The sequence below is a fragment of the Thalassotalea loyana genome (assembly GCF_030161435.1).
Classification (GTDB): Bacteria; Pseudomonadota; Gammaproteobacteria; order Enterobacterales; family Alteromonadaceae; genus Thalassotalea_G; species Thalassotalea_G loyana.
The window spans coordinates 378,112-393,653 of the sequence record NZ_BSSV01000003.1; the positions used below are offsets into that span (position 1 = coordinate 378,112).

8 protein-coding genes are annotated in these 15,542 nt (G+C 39.9%); 6 read left to right on the forward strand and 2 right to left on the reverse strand.

All coding sequences use genetic code 11. The features are described 5' to 3' along the window. The first annotated feature begins 221 nt into the window (after nt 1-221). The 5 genes from QQK05_RS09455 (at nt 222) to QQK05_RS09475 (ending at nt 10,871) form a co-directional block, all read left to right on the forward strand. Entirely contained in the window at nt 222-2,582 is a 2,361-nt protein-coding gene (locus QQK05_RS09455; RefSeq protein ID WP_284297926.1) for a carbohydrate binding family 9 domain-containing protein, read from the forward strand. A gap of 146 nt (nt 2,583-2,728) precedes the next feature. Beyond that, a complete protein-coding gene (locus QQK05_RS09460; RefSeq protein ID WP_284297928.1) occupies nt 2,729-5,110 on the forward strand; it encodes a carbohydrate binding family 9 domain-containing protein in 2,382 nt (793 codons plus the stop codon). A 45-nt stretch (nt 5,111-5,155) separates the two neighbouring features. After that, nucleotides 5,156-5,641: a pilus assembly FimT family protein gene (locus QQK05_RS09465; RefSeq protein ID WP_284297930.1), complete on the forward strand. Its 486-nt coding sequence runs from the start codon at nt 5,156-5,158 to the stop codon at nt 5,639-5,641. Between the two features lie 174 nt (nt 5,642-5,815). Further along, nucleotides 5,816-7,549 carry an ABC transporter substrate-binding protein gene (locus QQK05_RS09470; RefSeq protein ID WP_284297932.1) on the forward strand — a complete coding sequence of 578 codons (1,734 nt, stop codon included), beginning with the start codon at nt 5,816-5,818 and terminating at the stop codon, nt 7,547-7,549. A 7-nt stretch (nt 7,550-7,556) separates the two neighbouring features. Further along, nucleotides 7,557-10,871: a response regulator gene (locus QQK05_RS09475; RefSeq protein ID WP_284297934.1), complete on the forward strand. Its 3,315-nt coding sequence runs from the start codon at nt 7,557-7,559 to the stop codon at nt 10,869-10,871. A 95-nt stretch (nt 10,872-10,966) separates the two neighbouring features. Here the strand turns inward: QQK05_RS09475 and QQK05_RS09480 are convergent, their stop codons facing one another. After that, complete coding sequence (locus QQK05_RS09480) at nt 10,967-12,097, reverse strand: PQQ-dependent sugar dehydrogenase (RefSeq protein ID WP_284297936.1); 1,131 nt, start codon at nt 12,095-12,097, stop codon at nt 10,967-10,969. Nucleotides 12,098-12,270: 173 nt separating this feature from the next. Then, the gene (locus tag QQK05_RS09485; protein ID WP_284297938.1) at nt 12,271-13,734 is read right to left on the reverse strand and encodes an MFS transporter; all 1,464 of its coding nucleotides are present in this window, start codon (nt 13,732-13,734) and stop codon (nt 12,271-12,273) included. Nucleotides 13,735-14,158: 424 nt separating this feature from the next. Between QQK05_RS09485 and QQK05_RS09490 the strand changes: the two genes are divergently transcribed. Continuing rightward, nucleotides 14,159-15,505 (forward strand): family 16 glycosylhydrolase, encoded by a 1,347-nt coding sequence (locus QQK05_RS09490; protein ID WP_284297940.1) that lies wholly within the window; start codon nt 14,159-14,161, stop codon nt 15,503-15,505. Nucleotides 15,506-15,542: the final 37 nt, after the last annotated feature.

The following is a 15,542-nucleotide window of genomic DNA, read 5'->3' on the forward strand; positions in this document are numbered from 1 at the left end:
GCAATTTGAGTACATCATAACGAGATTTAATCCAATAATTAATTATTTACTTACATTTTTTGTAAGTCATGACTAAACCTTTATGAGTAGACTTACATCTAATTAACAAATGCAAATTAACGTAAATTTCATACCGTCAAACGTAAACGTTTTGCTCGAAAATGTAATTATTTGCGACACTACCAATAAGAAAATAAGTTCTTCATATGTTCAGGAAAAACATGCGTCCAATTTGGCATACTCTTTTAGTTTCAATTACTTCGTTATCTTTAAACGCTTTTGCTGTTGATAAACAGCCAGCAAATATCGCTATTCCTAAAGTTTCAGGCGACATTCAAATCGATGCAAAGCTCGATGAACTACAATGGCAAAATGCTAAAAAGGTTTTAATCAACAATGTCACTCGTCCTTATGACAATATCCCAAGCCCAGTACACACTGAAGCACTCTTAATGGAAGATGGTGAAACCTTTTACATTGCGTTTATCGCCCAAGATCCCGACCCAAGCCAAATCAGAGCATTTTTGCGTGATAGAGACCGCTCGTGGGGTGATGATATTGTTGGCATCAAAATAGATGCTTACAACGATCAGCGACGTGCCTATCGTTTTCTTGCCAATGCTCTCGGAGTACAGATTGACGGTATTGAAAATGCCGTTACGCGCAGAGAGAGTGATTCATGGGATGGTATCTGGCAGAGTAAGGGTGAGATTAATGATCAAGGGTACATTGTTGAAATGGCGCTACCATTAAGAATGCTTAACTTCGAAGAAGGCCTAGACATTCAAAAATGGGGTATTGAACTCGTTCGATTTTATCCGCGCCAAGAAAGACTTCGCTTATCTAACATATATCTAGACAGAGACAATAATTGTGAACTCTGTCAGTTAGCAACAGCTGAAGGATTCAGTGGCGCTAAACAAGGCAATAACCTGACAATTACACCTTCTGCAGTTATTGGTCGTGTGGAAACGCGTGACGATGATAACGTTTGGCAAAGTGAAGATATTCAAGAGTTGAGCTTAAACGTGCGTTGGGGTATTACGCCTGATGTATTATTAAACGCAACGCTAAACCCAGACTTCTCAACAGTTGAAACCGATAACGCCCAACTGAGCATCAATAACACCTTTGCGTTATTCTTCGAAGAAAAACGTCCTTTCTTTTTAGATAATGCAGATTATTTTGAGTCAGACTACAACCTTGTTTATACCAGAAACATTAATGCACCAAATTATGGTGCCAAGTTAACGGCACGACACGGTGAGCACTCCGTCGGTTTGTTTATTACCGATGATGAAACAACTAATATCTTAATTCCCGGCAATAGAACATCATCTGTTGGCACCATAGATGATGAATCTCAAGCGATGGCATTTAGATACCGTTATAACGTCAACCAAGATATTACGGTTGGTTGGATTAGCACGTTAAGAGATGGGGAAGATTATAAAAACCAAGTACACGGCATCGATGCCAATATTAAGTTTACAGAATCAGATACCTTTAAGTTTCAAAGCGTTTACTCAAATACACTATACCCTGAAGACTTTTACGAGCAATTTTGTGACGCTGACGACCCGCTAGCCTGCCAAGACACAACCAACTTTCCCGATTGTAATATTCAAAACGGCTGTGATACCAACGAGTTAGTATTAAGAACACTCAAAGATGATAATTTTAGCGGTCACGCATTTAAAGCGGACTACCGTCACACCGATCGAGATTGGTTTTACCGTGCATTCTACAATAAACAAAATTCAGGCTTTCGTGGTGATTTAGGTTTTATGTCTCGCGTGGATCACAGCCGCGCTGGTGTAGGCGTTGAACGCAAGTGGTATGCAGAGCCTGGCAATTGGTGGAACCGATTTAACATCTACAGTGACTATGATATTACGCATAATGACGATGGTGAATTAATAGAAGAAGAGTATGACCTGAGTGCAAATATCAGCGCAAAATATGAATCCTTCTTTCGCGTCGGTTATACGTATAGAGACGTTGTTGGTAGTCGAATAGATAAGAGTAACCTGGCGATTGAAGGTAATACTACCCTATTCCACCAAAACGAATTTTCAGTTTTTGGTGAAATTAAGCCTATTTCAGGACTCTACATAAATACACGTATCGGTTGGGGTGACGATATCGATTACTCCAATAACCGAGCGGGTAAAAAATTGGAAGTTCGCCCGACTATTAATTGGAGTGTCAATCAGCATTTGGAGTTGAAACTTCGCCATACATACCGAGAACTCGACGTTGAAAATGACAATGTTTTCATTGCCCGTTTAACAGATTTCAGAACGACGTATCAGTTTAATGTACAAAGCTACTTGCGTTTTTCGATTATCTACAACAATACAAGTAGAAACCCTTATAATCAGCCATATTCGTTGCCTGAGGACATAACGGCAAACAGCAAAGACATAGCAACTGAATTACTCTATGCCTATAAAATTAACCCTCAAACGGTTTTTTATGCGGGCTATTCGGATCACCATGATTCTACCGCAGGCTTTGGCGAGCTCGAACAAGATGAACGAGGTGTTTTTATGAAGTTCAGCTATGCCTGGTTAAGATAAAGATAGGGAAACAAAATAACTTAAACAAAAGTCGTGCTTTTAGTACGACTTTTTTGTTTCAAAATTAAGACTAAATTGTTGAGTTAACACGAATAGTTTGTAACAATCGTGGCAAAATAATGAGCATCAGCAGTCAGGGAGTATGCGTGGATAGTTCAATAAGAAAAAAATTACAAACACTCATCGTTGCAATTACGGGTTGTACAGCTTGTTTTGTTACAGGCACAGCCGTTGCTGATCAGCAAAACACGCTCTCTGCGAATATACAACAAATTGATATTCCAAAAACATCGCATTCAATTAATATCGACGGTGAACTGACTGACCGAGGATGGCAAGATGCCGTAACTATCGACCTCGATATTGTCAATTATCCATGGAATAACAGAAAGTCTCCTATTAATACGACAGCCAAAATGGTTGAAGATGGAGAATATCTATATATCTCTTTTTTAGCATCTGATCCCGACCCAGATAACATCCAAGCAATATTATCTGACCGCGACAAAACCTGGGCTGACGACATTGTTGGGATTAAGATTGATCCTAAAAATACTCGACGAACTAGCTACGATTTTTTTGTAAACCCTTACGGTGTACAAAACGACCAAGTGAGCAACGAAATCACAGGCGACTCTAGTGACTTATGGGATGGCATTTGGGCGTCTTACGGTAAAATTACCGAAGCAGGCTATCAGGTAGAAATGGCGATTCCATTTAATATTCTCAAGTTTGTCGAAACCAATGACAAAAAATCTTGGGCATTTGAGCTTTCAAGACAATACCCAAGAGATACAAGATTAAGAATTTCTCACGTTCCTTTAGATCGAAATAACGCCTGTTGGTTATGTCAATATCCGGTAGCAGTTGGTTTTGAAGACGCTAAAGTAGAAAATGACTTAACAATAACCCCTTCTATTGTTGCGAGTTTTGATCAGCAACGCGACGTTTATTCACCGAGTAGTGACTGGCGTGATGAAGAAGATTTTGAAGCAGGCGTAGATATTCGATGGGGTATTGATGCAAACACCTTAGTCAATGCAACGATAAACCCTGACTTTTCTACAGTCGAATCAGACGCTGGTCAATTAAATGTGAACACGACGAATTCACTATTTTATGCTGAGAAGCGCCCTTTCTTTTTGGAAAACAGTGATTATTTTGAATCTCAACTTGATTTAGTCTACACGCGAAATATCGCAGATCCAGACTATGGTGCTAAATTAACCGGTTCATCATCAGCACACACCTATGGGGTTTTCTTCGTACAAGATACAGAAACTAATTTTCTTATGCCGGGCAATTTGAGCGATGAAATTGCGTCACTTAATCAAGAAAGTCATTCAGGCGTATTGCGCTACCGCTACGACTACCAACAATCACTGTCGATTGGTGCTATTTCAACCTTGAGAAAAAGTGATGATTATCACAACTATGTCGCCGGCTTTGATACGAAATATAAGCTTGATGATAATAATACGTTTAGAGCGACCTGGTTGGGTTCAAGCACTGAATATCCTGATGAGCTTTTTCAAGACTTTTGTTACGACGATGATTGCCAAGAGATACCTACAGACTGTAGTTTTGGCAACTGTGGTTACACAGAACAAGTAAACAGAGCAAGGAAAGACGGTGAATTTAGCGACGATGCATTTGTCATCAAATACAACCATGACTCAGAGTTTTGGGAGCTTGGTCTTGAGCACCAAAATATTGGCGAAGATTTTCGCGCTGATATGGGCTTTATATCAGCCATAGACCTTAAAACCAATGACGTGAAAGTTGCGCGCAAATTTTATGGTACAGACAATAGCTTTTGGCAAGAAGCTAAAATTTCAGGTGAGTGGCAAGAAAAGAAAAATCAAAATGGAGAATTGATTGCTGATGTCTATAAGGCAAGTTATTCAACTGATGGTCCATTGCAATCTCAATTTGAAATAAACTACACGTATGCTGATAGGGTTGGACTGAGGCATGACGATACTTTATTAGCAATTGATGGGAATACGGATCAATTTACAGAAAAGCTATTCGAAGTATTTGGTGGCGCTCAATTAACCTCGGATATCTATTTTGATTTAGCGGTTAAAGTAGGTGATAAAATCGATTATTCAAACAATAGACTGGGTGATATTGTTGAGTATGGATCAACATTAGAATGGTACTTCGGCGATCACCTTAAAACCACCTTTGGCTATGTAAATAGTAAACTAGATGCAGATGGCGCTGACGTATATGATGCTCACTTACTCGATTCTCGAATCACTTATCAGTTTAATGTACAAAGCTACATTCGATTTAGTGCTGTTTATCAAGACGTCAAACGAAATCAAGCTAACTACCTATATAATAACGTTAATAGACGTGCAAAAAACCTTGGCACTCAACTGATCTACGCCTATAAACTCAATCCACAAACTGTGTTCTTTTTGGGTTACTCTGATAATAGTTTCCAAGATGATGATTTAACTTCTCTAGAAAGAAATGAACGAACATTTTTTACTAAATTAAGCTATGCGTGGCGTTAATACGTACATAAGTTATTGAGAGTAATAGACATAAAGATAGCCGTAATGAATAAACAACATGGATTTACCTTAATCGAATTGGTCGTCGTCATCGTGATATTAGGCATTTTAAGTGCGACGGCGCTTCCTAATTTTATCAGTGTATCGAGTGATGCACGCACTGCTGCACTAAACCAAGTAAAAGCAAGTGTTCGAGCGGCAAATAATTTAGTCTTTATGAAGTCTCAAATGCCAAGCTATGACACCCAGCCAGTGCCGGGGCGCAGCGATTTACTTGACGTGGATCTGGATGGCGATGGTAATTACGAACTAAGACTAAAATACAATCATTTGGATAACACCGATATTGAAGAACGAATTGATATTTCTGATGAGTTTGTCTTTGAGGAAGAAGGTATTGACTTCACCTATGTTGGTTACGACTTAGACCAGGACGGTGATGTAAAAGATAACAACTGTTACTTTGCTTACACGCAAGCTCAGAGTGAAAGCGTACCTCCTGCTTATGATATTGTCAGCGACGGCTGTTAACCCCAAATTCACTCAAATAGGCGTCTAGGACGACGGCAAACTTCACCTGATTCACTGTCTGACAATATGTTTTTACTGTTTATTGTTAACTCCTTATTTTTTAAGCCATTTAAGTTGAACATCAGATAGAATCAGTAATACTATGAAGTAGGCTAATTAAAAAGGGAAAAGTGAATGGGTCTTCATGCATGGAAGTGTAAGATAAGAAACAGACTTTTCTTAACGTGCTGGCTACTCAGTACTTTCCATCTTGCATACGCAAACCAAGACGATATAGGCCTGACAAAAGATAAGGCTCTGCAAGAAATAACACATGAATTTAAGCAAGGCTCTCACGTCAAGCTTTATATTCCTAACCTCCCATATTTAGCAATATCCCACGCCATTAATGGCGCATTATTAAGACCCGCTAATAATGCGCAGGGGTGGCAATATGATTTGGCAGTCTCTCACCAAAGCATCAACGATAAAATTTGGCTTTTCCAATTGCGACAAGACGCATATTTTCAAGACGGCACCCACTTCAATGCAGATTCAGTTATAAACAATGTAAAAGCGTTTCAAGAACAGCCGTTTACTTTTAGCAACTTTGCAAAGGTTTTAGATCGCGTTGAAAAAATCGACGATTACACCGTTAAATTTTATATGAAAGCTCCCTACGGAGCATTCCCATACGATGCCATTTGGTTGCAATTCTATACCCAGACATACTTGAATAAATTTGGCTGGAATGGAAAACCAACCTGCCCTAATTTAGTTGAACCCGGTCCATATGGCATAGGACCATATATCTTGACTAAAGGCTATGTTGAGGGTGACAGACGTTCTGCTAGCGTTGAGTTGACAGCGAATTCAAATTACTGGGGGGATGATAAACCAAAAGTTGAGCGCATGACGATTAATCTAGATATCGAGCCAACTGGCGCTTTTGAAGCGGTGACAAAAAATGAAGGCATTGTAGATGTCATGCCAATAGCTTTCTCTGATCAGGTCGAAACGGTGCGCTCACCCTACGCAAAACTCTCAAGCTCTCCGTCAAAGAACAATTATGCCATGCACTTTAACCTCATTTCTGGCAATCCAGCGATCAAGGACGCCAAAATAAGAAAAGCAATTAACCAAGCAATCGATCAAGATTACTTATTAAACCTCTCGATGCTTGGTGAAGGCGTGTCATCGCCAACCATGGTATCGCCAAACTTTTTCGGAGTAAATGAGGCTATCGAAAGCTTAAGTGGTTATTTAGCCGGAGAATCTGATAAGCCTATATCACTTGCAGAAATGAAAAAGCAAGTTTACGAATATCAACAACAACATGGTTTAGATCCAACGACGCCCTTAAAACTCAAGGTCTTGGCACAAAAGAGTTTTCTTTTTTTGATTAAGGATATACAGTTTTTTCTGAGCCAAATTAACATTGAATTAGAGGCTCAAATTTTACCGACTGAAGAAGAAGTCTTTAAGCAATTGCACGTTACATGGAAAAACCAAAACACCACAACTTGGGATTTATTGCTTTGGGGCAACACTGATTGGTACAAACATCCTTGGTCAGCCTTTTTTGTTTACCTGCCGTCATATGCATGGTCAACATTGCCACCTGATCCATACCTTGTCTCTTTAATTGACAAAATGTTCGAAACCAATATCCACTCATCAGATTATATCGAGGTAACTGCTGATATTATTAAGCACGTGCACGAAAATAATCTGATGGTGTTTTTACCAACACCCAACAATGTATTTGCAATTAACAAAGAAGTTTATTTCTCACCTGGCTCTTCTGCATTTTACTATTTAAGAGAGATCCAAGTTACCGATTATCACTGGTCAGTTCGAGGCAATGCGTTGTTACCGGAAGCAAGAAAACGACCAGTAGAAATATTAAGAACAGGGGTTATTCAGTAATTTTATTATGAACGAAAATACGACGTACGACACCCAAAAATCTGTTGCTCGCGAAAGGCGATTATCTCGGTGGATTATCATTTTGCTACTTTTTGCATCAACAGTCATGATTGCTCAAGGGCTTTATAACCTCTCTAACTTAAAAAAAGTTGATGCATCAATCGATGAAGTTTATCAAACGGCAAATAGATTAGATGCGCTAGCGCGTGATATTACAAAGCCAATTGCTGATATAAGAATATTATCGCAACAACTAGTATTGTCCCCCAATCAAGCGATCGCGCTCGCCACTGAACAAGAACTCAATATTACCATTGACCAAGTAGAATCTCGATTTGAGGAACTACGAGGTATTGTTCAAGATATTGCTTATTTCAAAAGGTATCAAAATAATATCGATGAGCTAATTAACTCATGGAAGCAATACTTAATTACACTAGAAACTACTAAGAGTTACCAAAAAGATGGTATTCGTGTAGCGGCATTCTTAAGTGTTACACAACAAGAGAAAGTCGCCTATGAAAGTCTTCAATCGGCTATTTCTGACTTCGCAAAAATACTTCTCGAACAAAGTCGACTTGTTTTCGACGAAGCTCACCAGAAGTCTGAATTAGCCTATATCACGCTACTCGTCACCGTAATTATTGAAATATTAATTCTCAAATTCATCCTTTACTTTGTTTGGCGCATGTTTCGCTCATTCATTCAAGCAACCAGTCAACATGAACAAGAACTTAATGCCGAACGTAAACAGCTACTTGATACACTTAATGCAAGTCCTGTTTGTGTCGGTGTCACGGTTGAATCTGAACTCGTCTACTGTAATGAACAATTGCAAGCAATGATGGGGCTGCAGGCGGGCGATAAAATAAGTAAGGCTTACGTCAACTTATCGGATCGCGAAAGCCTAATGCAGGCTATTGGAAAGCATGAAGTTGTCGATAATTTTGAAGTTCAAATGTACGGAGCCAATGGCGAAGTGCTCGATATGCTCAATACCTTTTACAAGACTGAGTACAATGATAAACCGGCCATCCTTGCCTGGCTAATCGACGTCACTGAACTAAAAGAGATAGAGCGCAGGAATATCGAAGCCAAACAGCTTGCAGAAGAAGCAACGCAAGCTAAATCTGACTTTCTCGCAAATATGAGCCACGAAATCAGAACACCAATGAATGCGATTATTGGCTTATCCGAATTAGCGCTAGAGACTGATTTAAATACAAAACAGCATAATTATATCAATAAAGTTCACCGTTCTGCCGAATCATTGCTCGGTATCATCAATGACATTTTAGATTTTTCTAAAATTGAAGCCGGCAAGCTTAATATGGAAACCGTCGATTTTCGACTTGAAGATGTTTTAGATAATTTGGGTAGTCTCTTAAGTTTCAAAGCGGAAGAGAAGAACCTCGAACTCCTCTTTGATATACCAAGTGACATACCTCAAGCACTGATTGGTGACCCTTTGCGCCTTGGACAGGTTCTTATCAATTTAGGTAATAACGCTGTGAAGTTTACCGATCAAGGTGAAGTCGTTGTAAAAGCTGAGGTAATAGATCAAACGCCGGATTCCGTAGAAATCGTGTTTAGTGTTACCGACACGGGGATCGGTATCAATCAAGATAAATTGAGTAAACTCTTTCAGTCATTCACTCAGGCTGATACGTCCACCACAAGAGAATTTGGCGGTACAGGATTAGGCTTAGCGATCAGTAAAAGCCTAACTGAAATGATGGGTGGGAAAATTACCTGTCAAAGTGAAATGAACAAGGGCTCTACATTCAGTTTTAACGCAAAGTTTGCACTTAGCGATAAAGTCATTAAGCGACCAAAAGTCAAAGACTTTTCGGCGAAAAGAGTATTGATTGTCGACGATAATATACACGCTCGAGATATTTTAGGAGGTATGCTCCATCATATTGGTCTTCGTGTTGAGCAGGCATCATCTGGTAAAGATGCGATTGAAGCCATAATTAAAGCTGATGAGGACTGTGTACCTTATGATTTAGTCTTCATGGATTGGAAAATGCCGAGTATTGATGGCATCGAAACAACTCGCATCATTCAACATAACAAGGCGTTAGCGAATCCACCAACCATTATAATGGTTACAGCATACGGCCGTGAGGCAGCAATTGATGCAGCACAAGATGTTGACATAAAAGGTTTCCTTACTAAACCTGTGACGCAAACCACCCTGGTTAATGCGATTTTAAACACGCAAAGTAACCAAACGTTATTGTCAGATCATCACACAAGTCAAGCGCAAGAGACCTCTGAAGCGATTGATAAACTTCGAGGTGCGAGAGTATTACTTGCCGAAGACAATGAAATAAACATGGAACTGGCGGTCGACATTTTGGAGCGACATCAGATTGAAGTAATTTGTGCCATCAATGGTCAAGAAGCCATACGTATACTTGAAAAAGAAGACGTTGATGCCATTTTAATGGATTGCCAGATGCCCGTGATGGACGGTTATAAAGCGACACAAGCCATTAGAGAATTACCACAGTTTGCGAACTTACCAATCTTAGCGATGACCGCTAACGCTATGGTAGGTGACAAAGAAAAAGTATTGTCTGTAGGTATGAATGCTCATATTGCAAAACCGATTCAAAGGCATGAGCTGTTTAAAACCATGGCTAAATGGATCACCCCAAAAAATCCAACACAACCAATTGAGTCGACGCAAAGCAATAGCAATAAACATGAAATGCCCGCTATTCACGGAATAGATGTACCACAAGGGATTCAAACATTTGATGGAAATGTTGAGTTATATAAAAAGCTGTTGATTAAATTTGCCCAGAAAGAAGCACGGTTTACACAGAAATTTTTACAAAGCTTAAAAGACGAAGACAAGCAGTCACCGGTTCGAACCGCTCACACGTTAAAAGGCGTTGCCGCAAATATTGCAGCAATCGACGTTCAAGAGGCAGCGCAATCCCTTGAGGTTGCTTGTCAAACATCACAAGACAAGGGCGAAATACTTGCTGAGGTCGCAAATGTTCAAGCTAAGATTGATATTGTCGTCAATGCCATTCTATTAGCCGACTTAAGCAGTACGACCTCGAGTTCACCACAAGATAATTCAAGCGATGAGCCACTAGCACCTATGCTAATTAAGCTGATTGAGCAATTGGAAAACTTTGATACAGAGGCACTTGATACGATTGAAAAAATAAAATCGTCCTATCATCGAGAATACAAGCAAACGATTGATCAGGTTGCCAATGCCTTAGATGAATTTAACTTTGATGATGCGCTATTGATTGCTAAACCATGGCTAAGCAATATTGATAAACACAGCCATTAGCTTAGAAGGTATAGAAGATATAAAGGTTAGTATTGAACCACTTCAACCTACCGCTAAGTGCACCTTGATGTGCGCTTAGCGGGTTAGAAGTTAAACTAGGGTTTGAGTCGGTAAATTCCTTTTCCGTCAATACCTAGGTAAATTAAACCGTCTGGTCCCTGACTAATACTACGAACACGTATCAAGTCATCCTTGACGACTTCCTCTTTAAGTACCTTTTCGCCGTCTAGCGTTAACATGACCAAGTAGCCAAACTTCATCGATCCTACCAGTAATTGTCCTTTCCACTGGGGATACTTGTCACCTTCAACAAAGATCATGCCCGATGGCGCTATCGATGGATCCCAATACCATAATGGTTGTTCCATCCCTTCTTTTGCTGTCAGGTCAGTAAAGCTTGTTCCCGAATAATTAACACCATAACTAATGACTGGCCAACCATAATTCTTGCCTTTGCCGATTATGTTGACTTCGTCGCCACCTCTTGGGCCATGTTCATGAGTCCATATAGCACCGGTTTTTGGATGCTTTACCATACCTTGAGGGTTACGATGGCCATACGAATATATTGCTGCTTTTGCCTTTTCTTGGCCTACAAATGGGTTGTCGCTCGGAATTCGCCCGTCATCATGAATGCGGTAAATTTTTCCCGCGTCTCTGGTAATATCTTGAGGATTTATATCACGTTTACCACGGTCTCCTATTGAAAAATACAGGAATCCTTCGTTATCAAACGCTAATCGACTACCAAAATGAACACCTCGATCGCCATAGGCTTCTGCAACATAAATATCTTGTTGTTCAACTAGGCGCATTCCATCAAGCTTTGCACGCATGATAGCGGTGCTCATATTATCGTTAGCATCTTGCTTACTATAAGACAGATAAATCCAGCCATTTTTCTCATAATCAGGATGAAGTATAACGTCAAGTAAGCCACCTTGAGATTTAACCGCAATTTCTGGTAAACCTTGAATGTGTTGCTCTAATAACTTGCCTTCTTTTACCATTCGTAATTCACCATCACGCATGGTAATTAATAAATCACCGCTTGGTAACCATGCCATCCCCCACGGAATACCATCGTCTTCAACAAAAACCTCACTGGTAATTTTTTGATTATCTTGACTTACTTTGACCTCGGCACCGTTAAGAGTATCTGAACACGCCGATAATGAACTCATCCCTAACAGGGCGAAAATTATAGCTTTTTGAATTTTTAACATAGGTTTCACTTATCGTTTTTATCTTATTGAATCATAACCAAAGACAGTCTAAAGGTCACATTTTTATGGTCATACGTACATTTAAGGCGCATGGACTACATGACTCAACACAATAAGCGTTAACTAAGCTGGTAGTGCAAACCTTTTAACAGCGCACTACCATAATGATCGTCTTAGATATCCCCTCTTCTTTTGACTAGCTCTTCTTTGATTTCAAGCGCTTTTTCTTCCGAAAGATCGTATTTCCACATCACAAAAATCGCCAGTAATGCTGTGCCTGCAGGAATTACAATGTCGGCTATCCTAAGATTAGTCATCGTTTCTACTGATTGAGTGGCAGCACCAGCATCAAAGCCAACATATTTAAGTACAGCGCCACCTAAGACAAATGCGAGTGCCTGCCCTATTTTGACCATCAACCAGTAAATAGCACCGAACGTCCCCTCTTTTCGTGGCATCCCATTGTTTAGCTCATCTAAGTCACAAACGTCAGCAGTCATACTCATCATTAAAGTGAATAAACCACCGATACCAAACGACATTAATGGAATTGGCATAAAGATTAACCAGGGATTTTCTGGGTTAAAGCCATACCACTTAAGCCCATAACCAACGATTGAAATTAACGTTGCTATGATGAAAGCGTTCTTTTTTCCCCAACGATTGGCCATCCACGAAACAATTGGGATAACAAGAAATGCGGTGACCACCGCGCTAATGGTTGAAAACCATGCAGGCCAAGTACCAGCGAGTCCGTAATCACCGTTAAACATATGAAAGACAATAATAAAGTAGCTAAATGATGCTACTAAATAAAAACCGTTAAAGACTAAAAACGTTGCAGCACAAAGCTGAACAAACTGTTTATTTTTGAACGTTTGCGTAATACTGCGAGCGACACCAACTAAGTTAACCCAAATGGTACCAAAAGAAATTTCTGCCCTATTTTCGATTTGCTCACTATCAATCCCTTTACAAAATAGGCCAGGCATTAAACCTAAAATAATACAACCACCGGCCACAAATAAGGAGAGCGTTTGAACACCCTCCGCTTGGCTAGAAAATAAATCAGGATCAGCAATAAGTACCCAAAACCACGGGACAATCATCCAAGCGATCTGCCCCATAAACTGTGAGAATGCCATTAGTCGTGTACGTTCATTGTAGTCAGAGGTTATTTCATAGCCAAGTCCTACAAAGGGTGTTGCGTACATCGTATTACCAATAGTAAATGCCAAAGAAAACAACATCAGATACCAAAAGATATGATCTTGGGACCATTCGGGGTTTAGCTGCCACATCGCGGCAAAGAAAGTACCACTTAAAATCGCGCCAATAACAATATATGGTCGGCGTCTCCCCCATCTTGACTTTGTATTGTCAGTTATGAACCCCATGATTGGATCTGTTAATGCGTCAAATAACCTTGGCGCACCACTTAAAATACCGGCAAGCAATGGATCAACACCAAAAGCGGTGATTAAGAAAAATGAAAATATCCCTAATGAAGCTGGTAACAAATTTAGTACGAGTGTACCTGTACCGTAGGCAGATTTTTGGCCCAATGATACTGTTCCTCTGGTGGATTCGCTCCCTATTACTTCGTGATCTCTTGCGGATACTTCAATTTGCGACATAGCTATTCCTTAAACCCTTGCTAAATATCAGAAACTCCACTGTATGACATTTAAACAATTATTCGACTCAAATAAGCCGACCTGTCCCTGATAACAAGTTAATGCGGATTTTTAGATGTTTGTTGGAAAGTAAAACTTCAGTAAGAAACTTGTCGCTACATAAGTGTGGCCAGCCCAATTAAACAGGATCCATATAGACTATTATATTCACATAATGATGAGCTTCTTGACCGTTTAGCCTTGATGCTAGTCCATCTTAGCCCATTTTGTTTGCGTTCTATTTTTGCCTAATTAATGCTCCTTCTATATGCAATATTTTGCAGGCGTATGTTCGTCAAAAACTTATGCCTGGGGGTAAGCAAAGATGCAAATAACAAGAAAGAGTTTAGTTAATTTAATCATTATCGTTTGTTTAAGTGGCTGTATGAACAATCAATCACCATCTTCTGCTGTTGGCAACAGCACCGAATCTAATGCTGAAGTACCAACACTTTTTAATTCCGAGTCGAATAATTTTCACAATATATTCAATGACAATATTGTTTGGGCAATTAATTTTGGTGGTGATGATTATCTCGCTACCAATGGTGTGAGCTTTAAACGGGATAAAGGTATCCACAACCTAAAAGCATACACCACAGCAAAAATTTATGGCTCACAAGATTCAAAACTCTATAAAAGCTATGTTGAAGGGCCATTAAGTATTGAAAAGCCATTACCTAACGGCGTTTATGACATTACATTTTTATTTGCCGAACCTTCAGATCTAGACGTAGGAAAGCGAGTTTTTGATGTCAAAATCAATGGCAAGTATGAACTTACCAACATTGACATTCGAGGCCTTCGAGACGGCAAAGCTTTTTCCGCCCTAGATAAAACAGTTCAAGCTATCAATGTCAGTGATGAAGTATTAAACATTGACCTTTCGCCAATTAAAGGCCAGCCAGTTATATCAGGCATCATTGTTAGAAAACACCAAAATGACCATGATAATTGGCAATTAGTTTGGCAGGATGAATTTGACTACCATGGCCAACCAAACCCAGCGAAATGGTCCTATGATGAATGGCCTGCCCGCAAAGTAAATGATGAAGACCAAGTTTACACCGCACGAGAGAAAAATGTCCGAGTTGAAAACGGTAAACTCATCATTGAAGCCCATAAGGAGCAATACCTCAATGGTGAGTACACCTCAGGACGAATTCATACGTTAAAAAAAGCAGATCTCCACTACGGTAGAATTGATGTTAGAGCCAAACTCCCCGCAGGCCGGGGTACTTGGTCTGCTATCTGGATGCTGCCTTCTAACCCTTATAAATATTCAACAACCTGTCAACCTAACGAAGACTGGCAAGGAAGTTCTACGTGCGATGCATGGCCTAATTCAGGTGAAATCGACATCATGGAACATGTCGGCTTTGACATGCACAACGTTCATGGCACTGTCCACAATAAAGCCTATTACTGGATTAATTGGGAACAAAGGAAAGGCGCAATCAACGCCCGCAATGTCGACAAAGAATTTCACACCTACAGTGTCGAATGGTCACCAGAGCATATCACTGTATTAATGGATGGTACGCCATACTTTTCATACAAAAATGAACATACCGGTTGGCAAGCGTGGCCGTTTGACCATCCTTATCACTTAATCCTCAATCTAGCGATTGGCGGCATGTGGGGCCGAGCTGGAGGCCCAATAGACGACTCAATATTTCCCGTAAAAATGGAAATTGATTACGTACGCATGTATCGCAATGCCAACTCATAAGCGAACTAGATTGTAAAAATAAGACGAATACCTGGAG